The sequence below is a fragment of the Vibrio japonicus genome, from assembly GCF_024582835.1.
GTDB lineage: Bacteria > Pseudomonadota > Gammaproteobacteria > Enterobacterales > Vibrionaceae > Vibrio > Vibrio japonicus.
In genome coordinates this window covers 185,983-201,457 of record NZ_CP102096.1, presented here as the reverse complement: position 1 = coordinate 201,457, position 15,475 = coordinate 185,983, and the positions used below count along the sequence as shown (strand labels likewise).

At 45.5% G+C, this 15,475-nt stretch carries 14 protein-coding genes; 6 read left to right on the top strand and 8 right to left on the bottom strand.

Annotation, left to right across the window (positions count from 1 at the left end; translation table 11 throughout):
• Positions 1–113: 113 nt before the first annotated feature.
• Complete coding sequence (gene epmA / locus NP165_RS00975; RefSeq protein WP_257084511.1) at positions 114–1,079, bottom strand: elongation factor P--(R)-beta-lysine ligase; 966 nt, start codon at positions 1,077–1,079, stop codon at positions 114–116.
• Positions 1,080–1,478: 399 nt separating this feature from the next.
• Here epmA and frdA point away from each other — a divergent pair, with 399 nt between their 5' ends.
• The 4 genes from frdA to frdD are packed head-to-tail and all read left to right on the top strand — an operon-like array spanning position 1,479 to position 4,830.
• Positions 1,479–3,296: a fumarate reductase (quinol) flavoprotein subunit gene (gene frdA, locus NP165_RS00970; RefSeq protein WP_257084510.1), complete on the top strand. Its 1,818-nt coding sequence runs from the start codon at positions 1,479–1,481 to the stop codon at positions 3,294–3,296.
• Positions 3,296–4,054: a succinate dehydrogenase/fumarate reductase iron-sulfur subunit gene (locus tag NP165_RS00965; protein ID WP_257084509.1), complete on the top strand. Its 759-nt coding sequence runs from the start codon at positions 3,296–3,298 to the stop codon at positions 4,052–4,054. Before frdA ends, NP165_RS00965 begins: the two co-directional genes overlap by 1 nt.
• Before the next feature lie 2 nt (positions 4,055–4,056).
• The gene (gene frdC / locus NP165_RS00960; RefSeq protein WP_257084508.1) at positions 4,057–4,440 is read left to right on the top strand and encodes a fumarate reductase subunit FrdC; all 384 of its coding nucleotides are present in this window, start codon (positions 4,057–4,059) and stop codon (positions 4,438–4,440) included.
• Between the two features lie 12 nt (positions 4,441–4,452).
• Positions 4,453–4,830 (top strand): fumarate reductase subunit FrdD, encoded by a 378-nt coding sequence (frdD, locus tag NP165_RS00955; protein WP_257084507.1) that lies wholly within the window; start codon positions 4,453–4,455, stop codon positions 4,828–4,830.
• A 123-nt stretch (positions 4,831–4,953) separates the two neighbouring features.
• On the opposite strand, the gene NP165_RS00950 is transcribed toward frdD, so the two are convergent.
• From NP165_RS00950 to priA, 6 genes are all read right to left on the bottom strand, one after another.
• The gene (locus NP165_RS00950; protein WP_257084506.1) at positions 4,954–6,357 is read right to left on the bottom strand and encodes an SPFH domain-containing protein; all 1,404 of its coding nucleotides are present in this window, start codon (positions 6,355–6,357) and stop codon (positions 4,954–4,956) included.
• A gap of 225 nt (positions 6,358–6,582) precedes the next feature.
• Positions 6,583–7,914, bottom strand: coding sequence for an ATP-dependent protease ATPase subunit HslU (gene hslU / locus NP165_RS00945; RefSeq protein WP_257084505.1), 1,332 nt, complete (start codon positions 7,912–7,914; stop codon positions 6,583–6,585).
• A 41-nt stretch (positions 7,915–7,955) separates the two neighbouring features.
• Positions 7,956–8,501: an ATP-dependent protease subunit HslV gene (gene hslV / locus NP165_RS00940; RefSeq protein ID WP_257084504.1), complete on the bottom strand. Its 546-nt coding sequence runs from the start codon at positions 8,499–8,501 to the stop codon at positions 7,956–7,958.
• Between the two features lie 138 nt (positions 8,502–8,639).
• The gene (locus NP165_RS00935) at positions 8,640–9,188 is read right to left on the bottom strand and encodes an SPOR domain-containing protein (RefSeq protein WP_257084503.1); all 549 of its coding nucleotides are present in this window, start codon (positions 9,186–9,188) and stop codon (positions 8,640–8,642) included.
• 109 nt (positions 9,189–9,297) lie between these two features.
• Positions 9,298–10,305: a DNA-binding transcriptional regulator CytR gene (gene cytR / locus NP165_RS00930; protein WP_257084502.1), complete on the bottom strand. Its 1,008-nt coding sequence runs from the start codon at positions 10,303–10,305 to the stop codon at positions 9,298–9,300.
• A 348-nt stretch (positions 10,306–10,653) separates the two neighbouring features.
• Positions 10,654–12,855, bottom strand: coding sequence for a primosomal protein N' (gene priA, locus NP165_RS00925; protein WP_257084501.1), 2,202 nt, complete (start codon positions 12,853–12,855; stop codon positions 10,654–10,656).
• A 304-nt stretch (positions 12,856–13,159) separates the two neighbouring features.
• Here priA and rpmE point away from each other — a divergent pair, with 304 nt between their 5' ends.
• Positions 13,160–13,378: a 50S ribosomal protein L31 gene (rpmE, locus tag NP165_RS00920; protein ID WP_053410189.1), complete on the top strand. Its 219-nt coding sequence runs from the start codon at positions 13,160–13,162 to the stop codon at positions 13,376–13,378.
• A gap of 244 nt (positions 13,379–13,622) precedes the next feature.
• Complete coding sequence (locus tag NP165_RS00915; protein WP_257084500.1) at positions 13,623–14,900, top strand: malic enzyme-like NAD(P)-binding protein; 1,278 nt, start codon at positions 13,623–13,625, stop codon at positions 14,898–14,900.
• A 133-nt stretch (positions 14,901–15,033) separates the two neighbouring features.
• On the opposite strand, the gene metJ is transcribed toward NP165_RS00915, so the two are convergent.
• Entirely contained in the window at positions 15,034–15,354 is a 321-nt protein-coding gene (gene metJ, locus NP165_RS00910; RefSeq protein WP_257084499.1) for a met regulon transcriptional regulator MetJ, read from the bottom strand.
• Positions 15,355–15,475: the final 121 nt, after the last annotated feature.

Here is a 15,475-nt window from a genome sequence, read left to right as displayed (position 1 = left end):
GGAAGGCAGCTCTAGGCTAAAATTCAAGTTGGGAGTATAACGAGGATAATGAGGCTACGCGAGCCAAAAGCACTCAGAATAAGAATCTGTTGCACATTTCCTCATGCTATTCCTTAGGCTATTGGAAACGGAAACGCGGTTACCTGATCAATATGATCACAACCCAGCGAAAGCATAATCAAACGATCAACCCCAAGTGCAACCCCGGCACATTCTGGCAATCCTGATTCCAACGCGGCAATAAGATGATGATCAATTGGTTGAGTGGGTAATCCCATCTCTACTCGCTTCGCATTGTCTTCTTCAAATCGCTTAAGTTGCTCTTTTGGGTTGTCTAGTTCATGGAACCCATTCGCTAATTCTATCCCTTTAAAATACACCTCGAATCTATCTGCAACTCGCGGATCTTGAGCATTAATTTTTGCCAGCGCCGCTTGAGATGCCGGAAAGTCATACACAAAAGCAGGAGCGTCCTGACCAATCTTTGCTTCCACACCGATGCTGAACAAAAGTTGCAATAGCGTGTCACGGTCTTCTTCTGGCTCGGCAATATCACTCAAACCGAGCGAAGCCGCAGCAGTTTTTAACTCACTCATTGATGCTTCTAGCGGACACACACCTAGTACATTCAAAAAGGCTTGTTGATAAGTCAGTCGCTCTGCTTGGCCGCACCCCAGTATCAACTGAAGCAGTTCATCCATCTCCTCCATCAGTTGATGATGGTTAAAGCCGACTCGATACCACTCCAACATGGTGAATTCGGGATTATGGTAACGACCATTTTCCTCATTTCTGAACGACTTACAGATCTGATAAATACAACCACTGCCTGCCGCAAGAAGACGTTTCATGTGAAACTCTGGACTGGTCATAAAGTACAGCTTGCGACCATCTGCGTAGCCTGGACCAACAAATTCGGTTTGGAATGTATGTAGGTGGATGTCTGTTACCGTCGCATGGCTCATGGCAGGCGTATCGACTTCCAGCACATTCCTACTGGCAAAAAACTGACGTATAGCCTGAACGGTATTCGCTCTTTGTTTAAGCTGTTCAATGGTTGCTGTGGGTTGCCAGTTCATCTTTTTTCTGTGCCTCGACCTTTCAAATTCCGGCAAAATTACCACTATTTACTGCCTTTGCAAGTGGAGTTTTCTACACTCCCAGCGCAGCAGTAACGTTCTACAGATAATAATTGTTACCCATATTAATAGAAGGGGTAAATGAGCCGCCATGATCGGCAACACCTTGGTAACACTTACTGTTGCGCTCAATTTTGTGCATTAAGAGCACCACCGTGACAACTATCACACATCCTATATTTTTTATGCTCTTGCATGCATTTCCGAAGCAAAAACCTAAATACATCAACTTTTCTATAAAGTGGCTCTTCTACACTAGCTCTACCACTTTTGGGGAGTTATGCCCCGAATTAACAATAACAAGCGGGCATGACCGCACATTCACACTGGAGGATAACTGTGAAAACAATTACCACAGATATCGCAGTCATCGGCGCTGGCGGCGCTGGTCTTCGAACGGCTATTGCAGCAGCTGAAGCAAACCCTGAACTAGAAATCGCTCTTATTTCAAAAGTTTACCCAATGCGCTCCCATACGGTTGCTGCGGAAGGTGGCTCTGCAGCCGTTATCAAGGATGAAGACAGCCTAGATAACCACTTCAACGACACAGTTGGCGGTGGCGACTGGTTGTGTGAACAGGATGTTGTTGAGTACTTCGTAGAAAATGCCACTCGCGAAATGATCCAAATGGAGCAATGGGGTTGCCCTTGGAGCCGTAAAGAGAATGGCGAAGTCAACGTGCGCCGTTTCGGTGGCATGAAGGTTGAACGTACGTGGTTTGCTGCGGATAAAACGGGCTTCCACATGCTTCATACCCTATTCCAAACCTCTATGAAGTACGAAAACATCAAACGCTTTGACGAGTACTTTGTAGTGGATCTTCTTGTGGATGAGGGCGAGGCTCAGGGTTTGATCGCGATCCACATGTCTGAAGGTGAGCTAATCACCATCAAGGCGAAGTCCGTCGTACTTGCAACTGGTGGTGCGGGTCGAGTTTATCACTGTAATACCAATGGCGGCATTGTGACAGGTGATGGCATGGCGATGGCGTATCGTCATGGCGTTCCTCTGCGTGATATGGAATTCGTGCAATACCATCCAACAGGCTTGCCAGGTACTGGCATCCTCATGACTGAAGGTTGTCGTGGTGAAGGCGGTATCATCGTCAACAAAAACGGCTATCGTTACCTACAAGATTACGGTATGGGCCCTGAAACGCCAGTAGGGGAACCTAAGAACAAATATATGGAGCTGGGTCCACGTGACAAAGTTTCGCAAGCTTTCTGGCATGAGCAACAGAAAGGCAACACCATCAAACATCCACTCGGTGACGTCGTGCATCTGGACCTTCGCCATTTGGGAGAAGAGTATCTGCAAGAGCGTCTTCCGTTCATTTGTGAACTGGCCAAAGCGTATGTGAACGTTGACCCAGCAAAAGAGCCTATCCCTATCCGTCCAACCGTTCACTACACCATGGGCGGTATTGAAACAGACAAACAGTGCGAAACTCGCATTAAAGGTCTATTCGCAGTAGGCGAATGTGCGTCTGTAGGGCTACATGGTGCTAACCGCTTAGGTTCCAACTCTTTGGCTGAGTTTGTTGTCTTTGGCCGAGTTGCAGGTGAGCAGGCTGTGCAACGTGCCGCTGAGTTCAAAGGCTGGAACGACGATGCGATTGCGGCGCAAGTAAAAGCCGTGGAAGCGCGCATTCAATCCCTGATGGCTCAAGAAGGTGATGAAAATTGGGCAGATATCCGCACTGAAATGGGTCATTCCATGGAAGCAGGCTGTGGTATCTACCGTCAAGAAGACCTGATGCAAGCGACGATCGAAAAGTTAACAGAGCTAAAAGAGCGCTACAAACGAATCAGCATTAAAGACAAAGGCAAAGTGTTTAATACCGATCTTCTGTATGCCATCGAAGTCGGATACGGCCTAGAAGTGGCAGAGGCCATGGTTCATTCAGCGATTTTGCGTAAAGAGTCTCGTGGTGCTCACCAGCGCCTAGATGAGGGCTGCAACGAACGCGATGACGTGAACTTCCTGAAACACTCACTGGCTTTCTACCAGCCAGACGCGGCGCCAAGCATCGACTACAGCAATGTCACCATCACTAAGTCGCAACCAAAAGCCCGCCTGTACGGCGAAGCAGCAGAGAAAGCAGCGGCAGAAGAAGCGCAAAAAGCGTCACAGAACAACGCAGAGGAGCAAGCATAATGTCAGCAAATCGCATTCAAAAAGTCGACATCCTGCGTTATGACCCTGAGCATGATGCAGAACCACACTTACAAACGTTCGAAGTACCTTTTGATGAAACAATGTCAGTACTCGATGCCATTGGTTACATCAAAGATAACTTAGACAAAGAGCTTTCTTATCGTTGGTCTTGTCGAATGGCTATCTGTGGATCATGTGGTGTGATGGTCAATGGTGTGCCTAAGCTGGCGTGTAAAAGCTTCTTACGCGACTACCCAACGGGCGTGAAGATTGAACCCTTAGCCAACTTCCCTATCGAGAAAGATCTGATCGTTGATATGACGCCATTCATTGAGCGTCTGGAAGCCATCAAACCTTACATTATCGGTAACGACCGTAAGCCAGAAGATGGCACCAACTTACAAACACCTGAGCAAATGGCGAAGTACAAGCAATTCGCTGGCTGTATCAACTGTGGCCTTTGCTACGCAGCCTGTCCTCAATTTGGACTAAACCCGGAGTTTATTGGCCCCGCTGCACTCACATTAGCACACCGTTATAACCTAGATAGCCGCGACAACGGCAAGGCTGAGCGTATGAAGCTGATCAATGGCGAAAACGGCGCTTGGGGTTGTACATTTGTCGGCTACTGTTCTGAAGTGTGTCCGAAAAACGTGGATCCGGCTGCCGCAGTTAACCAAGGCAAAGTGGAGTCTTCAATGGACTTCGTCATCGCTATGTTGAAGCCAGATGGCACACCAGCAAAAGAGGAGGCATAAGGATGAGTAACCGTAAACCTTACGTTCGTGAAATGAAACGAACTTGGTGGAAAGATCACCCTTTTTACCGTTTCTATATGTTGCGTGAAGCAACGGTGCTACCACTCATTCTCTTTACTATTTTCCTTACCTTCGGTTTAGGTTCATTGGTAAAAGGTGCTGATGCATGGCAGGGATGGCTAAATTTCATGGCAAATCCTCTTGTGGTTGCCATTAATATTGTGGCGCTTGCAGGCAGTTTATTCCACGCACAAACGTTTTTCAGCATGATGCCACAGGTTATGCCTATTCGTTTGAAAGGCAAAACTGTCGATAAGAAAGTGGTCGTTTTAACGCAGTGGGCAGCGGTCGCGTTTATCTCACTGATTGTACTTATCGTGGTGTAAGGAGCTTTAACTATGAAACCGAATTACTCTGTAGATAGAGCGCCAAAACGTTCAGATGAGCCTGTATGGTGGAGCCTATTTGGTGCAGGCGGCACTTGGTTTGCCATGATCACTCCCGTCACAATTTTGCTGTTGGGTGTGCTCGTACCACTTGGCATCATTGATGCCGATGCATTGAACTATGAACGTGTGTCTGAGTTCGCCACCAGCATTATCGGCGCGCTGTTTATCATTGCTACTCTTGCACTCCCTATGTGGCATGCGATGCACCGTGTTCACCACGGTATGCACGATTTGAAATTCCACACAGGTGTGGCTGGTAAAGTCGCATGCTACGCCTTCGCTGGACTCATCTCAGCTTTATCGGTCATATTTATTTTTATGCTTTAATCTATTGATTAAAAAAACAAAAAAGCTGGTTAGATACCAGCTTTTTTTATTATTTATTTGTCACTTAGACTTTTTGACCACCCATGATCTTTTTGCTTTTTTAGCTTTTGGTCACCAATGATCTTATTGCTTTGCGACCTTCTTAGTTTGCTCCATCAAACCCAGCGCACCAAATCCCGTAATCACATCCAAATTGGTTTTTAGACCGGTTTCATCACTGCCACCGATATAGTTTTGTGGCATCTGAACTTGGAAGTTTTGTAAGTTGTTGTAGAGCGAATTTGCCACCTCACGGTTTAACTCAGCTAAGTAGACTTCGCGGTTTGCTCCCAACGCAGCATACTTCGCTTTCAGAACTTCCGCTTCTGCACGGCCTTTTTCCAAAATCGCTTTTGCTTCGAATTCTGCCGACAATGCATTAGCCTTTTGAATTGCTAAGTTTGCTTCTGCAATCGCCAACTCTTTCTCTTTTTCTACTTCCGCTAATCGCTTCGTCTTTTCTACTTCAACGATTTCACGTTCAGCAATCTGGCGTGCCACTTCCACGTCTTTTTGTTGCGAGATAATAGCCAATTCTTTTTGGCGCTGAGCATCTTGAACTTCGCGTGTACGCTGAATTTCTTTGCGTAATTGCTCCGTCTCGGCTTGAGCTTTTGACGTTTCCTGCTCTTGAATAGCACGAATACGATCGGCAACCAGTCGCTTCTTATCCGCTAGCAATTGATCCAGTTGTTTCTCTGGTTGTGGGTCTCCAATGGTGACCTGCGTAACCTGAATACCGTATTGTTGTAGAGGGTTGTCTTGGCGAATTGGCTGGCCTGTTTTATCCGTGACAGGAACCGTTTTCCATATAAGTTGATTCGTGCGTTGAAGTTGATTGGCATTCGCCTGATCGACACCAACAGGAGCAAGATCGAGCTGTTCAACTTCTACTTGTCGGCGCTCAGTGAGGTAAATCCCTTCTCGGAGTTGATCGCCCAACTTCGATTTAAACTGGTTCAATCCGCCTTGGAAAAACTCTTCACCCGTGTATTGGGTCGCCGTAATCACGGTTACGTTACGCGCGTTCTTTACCAATAGAGCATCGATGAGGTTGCTGTTATTACGAAACTCTTTATGCATTTTTTCAACGGCTTCAGGATCATTACTCAACTTAAAGCGGAAAGTAACCGGAATCTGACCAATGTACGTATCGGCAAATCTCACCTGCACTGGGTCAAGGCGCTGATAAAAATCTTCCCCTTTGCTGTTTCCAAAAGAAACGGTGATGACTTGGTCGTATTGCGTAATTTTGGACAAAAATGGCATTCGAAAATGAATACCTGGTTCCGTGAATACATCGAGTTCACCAGTAATATTATTCTGGTGTACATAGCTATAACCGGCATCTGTCATCAATACCGAGCTATTGATGGTTAATCCCAACGCCAACAGCGGAATACCATAGACCGCCACTTTTAAACCTTGATGCAGTAACTTACGTCTCTTTTCAACGCTCGACCCACGTCCTAAGCCAATATTATTCATTGTTATTTTCTCCATTTAATGCTGAATAAAATACTTAGAACAAAAAAAGTCTTCCGTTATAAGCACTTATCAGTCAATAGAAATGTAACAGATTATTTGAACAATAAATAAGTACGCGCTAAGCAATCTGCGTGATGTATTTCCTAAATATTATAAATAGTGATGCATATGTTTGGGATATAAAAAAGCCGACCCAGAGGTCGGCTTAAATAGTATATTTAGACGTTATAGAATGAAGCGGCTTAAATCTTCATCTTCAACAAATTCGCCCAGACGATCCTTCACATACGCTGCATCAATCGTTAATTTAGCACCTGGTTTTTCTGTCGCTTCAAAAGAAATTTCATCCATCAGACGTTCCATCACAGTGTGAAGACGACGAGCACCAATGTTCTCTGTCGTTTCGTTCACGGTCCAAGCCGCTTCTGCAATTTGCACGATACCATCTTCAGTAAATTCGATGTCCACTTCTTCTGTCTTCATCAAAGCAATGTACTGCTCTGTTAGCGACGCTTTAGGCTCCGTTAGGATTCGCTTAAAGTCGTGACTAGTTAACGCTTCTAGCTCGACACGGATTGGTAGACGGCCTTGAAGCTCTGGAATTAAGTCTGACGGTCGTGCAACTTGGAATGCACCAGACGCCACAAATAAGATGTGGTCTGTTTTAACCATACCGTGCTTCGTTGAAACCGTACTCCCTTCAATCAATGGAAGTAGATCACGCTGTACACCTTCACGGGATACGTCTGGACCAGAGCTTTCACCACGCTTACAGATCTTATCGATCTCATCAATAAATACGATACCGTTGTTTTCTACGTTGTAGATAGCACGCTCTTTTAGCTCTTCTTGATTGACCAGCTTCGCTGCTTCTTCTTCAGTAATCGCTTTAAACGCATCTTTGATCTTTAGCTTACGCTTCTTCTTGGTGTCGCCAGCTAAATTTTGGAACATGCCTTGTAGTTGGTTAGTCATCTCTTCCATACCAGGAGGAGCCATGATTTCAACACCCATTTGTGGTGCAGCGACATCCACTTCGATCTCTTTATCGTCTAGCTTGCCTTCACGTAATTTCTTACGAAACACCTGACGCGTATTTGAGCTTTCTGCTGACTGCTCGTTCTGACCCCAAGCGTCACGTGCCGGTGGGAGAAGCGCATCCAGAATACGCTCTTCTGCTTGCTCTTGGGCACGGAACTTCACTTTTTCCATTTCTTGCTGGTGAGTCATTTTTATCGCGACATCAGTCAGATCGCGAATAATGGTTTCCACTTCCTTACCAACATAACCCACTTCGGTAAATTTGGTCGCTTCCACTTTGATAAACGGTGCGTTCGCCAATTTAGCTAATCGGCGTGCGATTTCAGTTTTACCGACACCAGTAGGGCCAATCATCAGAATGTTCTTTGGTGTAACTTCAGCGCGCAACCCTTCTTCTAGCTGCATACGACGCCAGCGGTTACGTAGCGCAATCGCAACGGAGCGTTTCGCGTTTTCCTGACCAATGATATGGCGGTTAAGTTCGTGAACAATTTCGCGAGGAGTCATTTCAGACATAATCAATTTCCTTTAAATCTATTTAGCCACTATCTTTGGTTTTATTCAGCGATTTTATCCGCTGGGATTTCTAGTTCTTCAATAGTGTGGAACTGGTTGGTAAACACACAGATATCACCAGCGATTTTGAGTGACTTTTCTGCGATTTCACGCGCATCTAAATCCGTATTTTCAAGTAGAGCCGTTGCCGCTGCCTGAGCAAAGTTACCACCAGAGCCAATGGCAATGAGATCATTCTCTGGCTGAACCACATCACCGTTACCAGTAATAATCAGTGATGCCGTTTCATCAGCAACAGCCAAAAGGGCTTCTAGTTTTCGTAGCGCTCGGTCACTACGCCAATCTTTTGCCAGTTCAACCGCCGCTTTTGTTAGGTGACCTTGGTGCATCTGAAGTTTGCTTTCGAAGCGTTCAAACAAGGTAAACGCATCCGCTGTACCGCCAGCAAAGCCAGCCAGTACTTTGTTATTGTAGAGGCGACGCACTTTGCGCGCATTGCCCTTCATTACTGTGTTACCTAGAGATACTTGTCCATCACCAGCGATGACGACTTTGTTATTACGACGTACAGATACAATGGTAGTCACGAGTAGGGCCTCATAATTATTTAAATGTCAGTGTTAGAAAGTATATGAGGTTCTAAGGAGGATAATTCAAGGGGAGTCAAATCTTCAGAATGTGCCCACATTATGTCATTCATACTGTGGGCTTATTTCTTATTCTATCTACTGAGTCTCTTTCCAGATTGCGCAAGGTTCGATTTTAGCGCGCTGAAGTTTGTGCTTATCACGTTCAGCATCACGCTTAAACTTATACGGACCCAGTACCACTCGATACCAACTGCTGCCTTCTTTCCTGCGGATTTGACTTTTTATACCCTGGAAGGCGATGTCCAGTTTGCGAGCGTCTGCTTGCTGTGCTGTTTTGTAGGCACCACACTGCATGACATAAGGGATGTCGGATACCACTTGCGCTTTAGCTTGTACTTCAATTTCACGACTCGGCAACGACTCGACGTAGTCCCACTTTTCTTCTGGAGGTGGTGGTAATGTATTTTGCGGCTTAGGCTTGGCTTTAGGTGTGCTCGTCTGCACGACTGGTGCTGGCGGCTCTGGATCGCTGCTTAACGTATATAAACCATAGCCAAAACCACTTACCAATATGATAGCGAGTAACCCACTACGCCACGGTTTCTTTTGCGGAGCAGGCTTTTTTTTAGCGGGTGTTCGACGGCTATTTCCCCGACCACGTTTTACATAATCTCTGTTTGCCACTGTTGTACATCAATCGTTTGTTAGCACTGCCATAATGTTAATGCAGATTGTCATCGGATGACAGAGTTGAAATGAAAGCGATGCTAAATTGCATCGCTATTATTCGAGGTTAAATCATGCGAGGGGGCGCTGCACTTTCGCGCACAACCAGCTTTGTTTCCAGCAATCGAGAACCCGCTCGGACATCATGCCCACGCAGAAGCTCCAACATCATAAGCATCGCTTGGCGACCAATCTCATAACGGGGCTGGGAAATAGTGGTAAGCGGTGGATCACAGTACTGCGCAAAATGTATATCATCAAAACCTACGACCGATAAATCCTGAGGGACTCGTAAGCCTAGTTTTTTGGCTTGTTGAATCGCTCCTATTGCCATCGCGTCATTGTGACAAAAAACAGCAGTAGGCGGCTCAGGTAGGGCCAATAGTTGTCGAATGGCCGCCGCACCAGCTTCAAAGGTAAAGTCACCGAAAACGCTGTAGTTCGGGTTCATTGTTACGCCTGCACGACGCAACGCTTGCTGATACCCTTGGCGACGAAACTGACATAATACCGCTGGCTCAGGTCCAGATATTTGAGCAACACGTTTATGCCCCATTTGAGTCAAGTAATTTACCGCCTCAAAAGCAGAAGTCAGATTGTCGATATGAACAGTTGGAAGTTCCAATTCCGGTGCAAACTCACAAGCCATGACCATAGGTGGTAGGTTTTTTTGTTCAGGTTTACTCACATCAAATGGTAAATCCGTACCTAACAAAAGCATGCCGTCAGCTTGTTTGGTGAAGACCAAGTTTACAAATGAACTTTCACGTTTGTTGTGCTGGCCACTGTCACCAAGCAAAACAATATAACCATGCTCCATTGCCGCGTCTTCGATGCCGCGAATGATCTCGGTGTAATACGGATCACAGATATCTGGAATAATGGCAATGATAGTCTTCGATTCGTTGCGACGCAGATTTCGCGCCAAAGAGTTTGGTGAATATCCAGCTTCTAACACTGCATCTTCAACTCTCTTTCTTGTGGTTGAAGACACTTTTTCCGGATTCATCAACGCTCTAGATACCGTCGCTGTCGAAACTCCCGCTAGCTGGGCAACATCCTTCATTGTCGCCATAAATTTTTAACCCTCTTCAATTTCCAAAACTGGTAGCCAATAGCCACCTAAACCTTAATTAAACCGTACATAAATCCAATAATACGTACGACGTTGATGAGCTCGGGCTCATTCTTATATTTTGCTTACGAAGGCAAACGTTTAACCTTACGTAAACACTAACGTTTGCTTAAAAAATTCACTTCCTAGTTTATTCATTTCGTGACACAAAGTTACGGGAGAATTAACAAAATTCGCAGTCGTAGTAAGATCTAATTCACAAATAAATGAAAAATGTGAAATTTGAAAGCTAAGCACGCCCATTAAAGTCACACTTACTCACGCGACAAGCCTCATTAGGAAAGCTGTTTAACTGAGATCTTGAGGCTCAATATCTAAGGTCCATCGGACTTTTTTTGCCGTGGGTAACATCTGAATGGCTGGCTTTGCACTTGAAAGTAGCTTCTGCATTGTCGAACGCTGTTGAGTTTGGAGCAGCAATTGCCAGCGATATTTCCCTGCTCTTTTAGCCAATGGCGCAGGAGTCGGACCAAGCACTAAACAAAATTCATCAAACAGTGGATGCGCCTCAAGTGTATGACGAACCTGTCGAAGAAACTCCTCGGCTAACCCACTGTGATTCGACTCCGCTCGAAACATCGTTAAAAATGCGTATGGAGGCAACATGGCTAACTGGCGCTCCTGCAGTGCCGTCTCTGCAAAATGGCGATAGCTCTTTGTGAGTAAAGCTTGCAATAAGGTATGTTCAGGGTGATGCGTTTGTAATACCACTTCCCCCGGTTTACTCGCCCTGCCCGCTCGCCCTGCGACCTGAATAAATAGCTGTGCGAGGCGCTCAGAGGCGCGAAAATCGCTACTGTAAAGCGAACCATCCACATCCAATAGCGCCACCAGCGTTACGTCTGGAAAGTGGTGTCCTTTCGCCAGCATTTGCGTACCAATCAGGATTTGGTATTCACCGTTGCGGATGGAAGTTAACGCACTCTCTAAACTCCCCTTTCTTCTTGTGCTGTCTCGGTCGATACGAATGGCTTTGAATTCCGGAAACAATTCACCGAGCTGCTTTTCCAACTGCTCCGTCCCCACTCCAACTGTGACCAAATGAGTTGAACCACATCCTTGGCACTGGTGGATAATAGGTTGTTGAGAACCACAATGATGGCATCGAATTTCGTTGCTGTTTTGATGATAGGTATAATACGCATCACAGCGCTTACACTCAGCAATCCATCCACATTCGTGACACATCAATGCAGGAGAAAAGCCCCTTCGATTGAGGAACAACATGACTTGGTTCCCCGCTTGAAGATGCTTGCGCATTTCTGCAATCAATGGCGCAGACAATCCACTCTCAAGATAGGCGCCTTTTATATCCAGTACTTTATTGGTTGTGGGTACAGCGCTCCCTGCACGCTGAGACAAAACTAAATGATGGTACTTTCCAACGAGCGCATTGTGCAGCGTTTCCAATGCCGGTGTTGCAGATCCGAGAACAATCGGGATCTGCTCTTTATTGGCGCGCATAACGGCAACATCTCGTGCATGATAACGTAAGCTATCTTGTTGCTTATAAGAGGTGTCGTGCTCTTCATCGACGATGATGATACCTAAGTCTGCAAACGGCGTAAGTAGTGCTGAACGCGTACCAATCACGATCCCTGCCGCTTTATCTCTGGCAGATAACCAAGCGTTCAACCTCTCTGTGTCGTTCAAACCTGAATGAATCACTTCAACAGGAACATTAAAACGCTTCTTAAATCGGTTAATGGTTTGTGGAGTCAGACCTATTTCAGGCACCAATACCAGAGCTTGCTTCCCTTGCTCCAAAACGGGTTTTATCAGGTTCAGATACACCTCTGTTTTACCAGAGCCCGTCACCCCCTCCAACAAAAAGCATCCAAACCCTTGAGCACTGTTCACTGTCGCAATCGCCACAGCCTGTTCAGTATTCAACTTAGGTTTGTCAACGCTTGCTTCAACATCACCACTCCAGCGACGAATCAGCGGTTTCTTTTCAACAGATTCTATCCAACCCTTATCTGAAAGCGTTTTGAGTACACTCGAGCTGACTTCTTCATCAATAAACTGTTGATGAGGGACTGGGCCTACTTCGAGCATGTGCATCACTTTCGCCTGTTTCACTGCTCGACCAAAACCAATCATGAACTGATCTCGCCCCGCCTCTGTCAGTTGCCATTCTACTAATGCAGCAAAGTCAGCGTCTTTCCCTTTGCGTAAAGCACTTGGCATCGCATTGAGTAACGTTTCTCCCAACGGATACTGATAAAACTGACTGCACCATTGTAAAAGTTGATAAAGACTTTCAGGCCAAACTGGCTGATTGTCTAACACTTGCTTAATTGACTTTAGTTGCGCTTCGCTGAACTCCGAATGATTCACCAATGCAGTCACAATTCCCACCAGCGTTTGGCGTCCAAAAGGCACAGAAACACGGCCGCCGATAATCGGAAACAGATGCGGAGGAATGAGGTAATCAAATTGTTTATCAAGTGGAACAGGTAAAGCTACTCGGGCAATCTTTGGTCGCATACAAGCCATTGGAAGTGAGGAAAATGAACATAATTAGTCTAAGGGAAAAGCAAGAGGCGTAAAAGCCTCATCCAATGCGCTTTATTGCAAAGCCCGCTTTCAAGACCGTTGGTTAGAAATGGACAAAAAAGTATCACTTTCTGCGGTAAATAGGTTGATCCTAGCCAGTGTATTCATTAATATATCGCGCCTTAGTGATATGGCTTGCTTTTTGAGCAGCGGTATCCAAGATAATTTTATTAACTACGTGTGGTGTCCGGCTAAGACTCGGATAGCGACGCGGCCTATATTTAGAGGTTCTCCCATGAAAACTGGTATCCACCCAGAATACAAAGCAATCAAAGCGACTTGTTCTTGTGGTAACTCTTTCGAGTTCAACTCAACTCTAGCGAAAGATTCTATCCACCTAGACGTTTGTGACAAATGTCACCCATTCTACACTGGTAAGCAACGTATCGTTGATACAGGCGGCCGTGTTGATCGCTTCAACAAGCGTTTCGGTGCTCTATCAAGCAAGAAGTAATCTCTTCTTTGTAAGCAAATTTAAAAAGGACGCTACGGCGTCCTTTTTTATTTCTGACTTTAAAACAGCAGTTTATGATGACAATGATTGTCATATTCAGAGGCATCTCTCCCTATCTGGTCTTATCTCCAGTCAATTCCAATATTTTGTGATTATCCGTCGCATTACAACCTTTGCAGCTTGACTTAGTTACTCTAAAATGGATTTCCCCTTTCCTTATAATTATTAATGAGTACCCACATCCATGTCAGAAGACAATCGCGAAGAATTATCCCCTGAAGAACAATTCCGCCAGCAAGCACTTGACTATCATGCATACCCAACGGCGGGTAAAATTTCAGTTGAGCTCACCACTCCAGCAGAAACAGCTGGTGATCTGGCACTGGCATACAGCCCAGGTGTCGCTGAGCCAGTTCGTGAAATCGCGCAAAATCCAGAGAATATTTACAAATACACTGCCAAAGGCAATATGGTCGCTGTTATCTCTAACGGTACCGCAATTCTTGGTTTAGGTAATTTAGGTCCAATGGCATCTAAGCCTGTTATGGAAGGTAAAGCACTTCTGTTCAAACGTTTTGCCGGCTTAGATTCTATTGATATTCAAGTAAAGCACCGCACTATTGACGAGTTTGTTGATACAGTAGCAAACATCGCAGACACTTTTGGTGGTATTAACTTAGAAGATATCAAAGCACCTGATTGCTTTGAGATTGAAAAACAGCTTATTGAACGCTGTGACGTGCCTGTTTTCCACGATGATCAACACGGCACAGCTATCGTCACTGCAGCAGGTATGTTGAACGCAATTGAGCTGCAAGGTAAAAAGCTTGAAGAAACAACCATTGTTTGTTTGGGCGCGGGTGCAGCCGCTGTCGCATGTATGGAGCTACTGATTAAGTGTGGCGCTATGCGTGAAAAAATCTACATGCTTGACCGCAAAGGCGTTATCCACACTCGTCGCGACGACCTAAATGAATACAAGCAACTCTTTGCCAACAATACAGATAAACGCACTCTTGAAGACGTAATCGAAGGCGCAGACCTATTCCTTGGTGTATCAGGTCCAAACCTATTACCACCAGAAGCACTAAAACTCATGGCCGATAAGCCTATTGTGTTTGCGTGTTCTAACCCAGATCCAGAGATCAAACCAGAACTTGCACATGAAGTCCGCAATGACCTCATCATGGGTACTGGCCGCAGTGATTACCCTAACCAAGTCAATAACGTTCTTTGTTTCCCATTCATCTTCCGCGGGGCATTGGATGTTCGTGCTAGTGAAATTAATGATGAAATGAAACTGGCAGCGGTTGAAGCAATTCGTCAGCTAGCGAAAGAAGACGTTCCAGCTGAAGTGTTAAAAGCAGCAGGCGTGGATAGCCTAGAATTCGGTCCTGGCTACATCATTCCAAAGCCTATGGACTCTCGTTTACTTCCGCGCGTAGCTAAAGCCGTCGCGCAAGCGGCCGTTGATTCAGGTGTCGCTCGTATCGAAATGCCTGAAGGATACATGGAAGGTTAATTTCCTACTCTCAAACAAAAGCCGCTGATATCAATCAGCGGCTTTTTTATCTCACGGTAGCCAGCATCAGCGAAAATAATGGTGCGTTTGTTACTGCTTTTCTGCTCTCGACACTCTATGTGACAAGAGATTTTTATTCTTCGTCAAACGCTTCGAACTCAATGCCCATTTCCGTCATCAGACGCTTCACTTCTGCAGGGATATCATCTGGGCGGTCTTTACGTAGATCTTCATCCGTCGGAAGTGGCTGGCCAGTGTAGGCATGTAGAAATGCTTCGCACAATAGCTCACTATTTGTCGCATGGCGTAGATTGTTAATCTGACGGCGTGTACGCTCGTCAGTGAGTACCTTTAATACTTTCAGTGGAATCGAAACAGTAATTTTTTTTACTTGTTCACTTTTCTTTCCATGTTCAGCGTACGGGCTAATGTATTCGCCATTCCAGTCTGCCATTGCGCACCTTTAATAATTTTTGATGGATAAAAATCAGAAGGCGTAATTTTAGCGGGATTTATGGCCATAAGCAAAGACATATGGACGTCCAGAAGTGTTGACGTCTCAAAGGATGATAAGT

Excerpts from the sequence above, each read along its gene's own strand:
- rpmE (WP_053410189.1), top strand. The coding sequence starts at position 13,160 with ATGAAAACTGGTATCCACCCAGAATACAAAGCAATCAAAGCGACTTGT.
- cytR (WP_257084502.1), bottom strand. The coding sequence starts at position 10,305 with ATGGCGACAATGAAGGATGTTGCCCAGCTAGCGGGAGTTTCGACAGCG.
- NP165_RS00950 (WP_257084506.1), bottom strand. The coding sequence starts at position 6,357 with ATGAATAATATTGGCTTAGGACGTGGGTCGAGCGTTGAAAAGAGACGT.
- metJ (WP_257084499.1), bottom strand. The coding sequence starts at position 15,354 with ATGGCAGACTGGAATGGCGAATACATTAGCCCGTACGCTGAACATGGA.
- NP165_RS00915 (WP_257084500.1), top strand. The coding sequence starts at position 13,623 with ATGTCAGAAGACAATCGCGAAGAATTATCCCCTGAAGAACAATTCCGC.
- epmA (WP_257084511.1), bottom strand. The coding sequence starts at position 1,079 with ATGAACTGGCAACCCACAGCAACCATTGAACAGCTTAAACAAAGAGCG.
- priA (WP_257084501.1), bottom strand. The coding sequence starts at position 12,855 with ATGCGACCAAAGATTGCCCGAGTAGCTTTACCTGTTCCACTTGATAAA.
- frdD (WP_257084507.1), top strand. The coding sequence starts at position 4,453 with ATGAAACCGAATTACTCTGTAGATAGAGCGCCAAAACGTTCAGATGAG.
- NP165_RS00965 (WP_257084509.1), top strand. The coding sequence starts at position 3,296 with ATGTCAGCAAATCGCATTCAAAAAGTCGACATCCTGCGTTATGACCCT.
- hslU (WP_257084505.1), bottom strand. The coding sequence starts at position 7,914 with ATGTCTGAAATGACTCCTCGCGAAATTGTTCACGAACTTAACCGCCAT.
- frdC (WP_257084508.1), top strand. The coding sequence starts at position 4,057 with ATGAGTAACCGTAAACCTTACGTTCGTGAAATGAAACGAACTTGGTGG.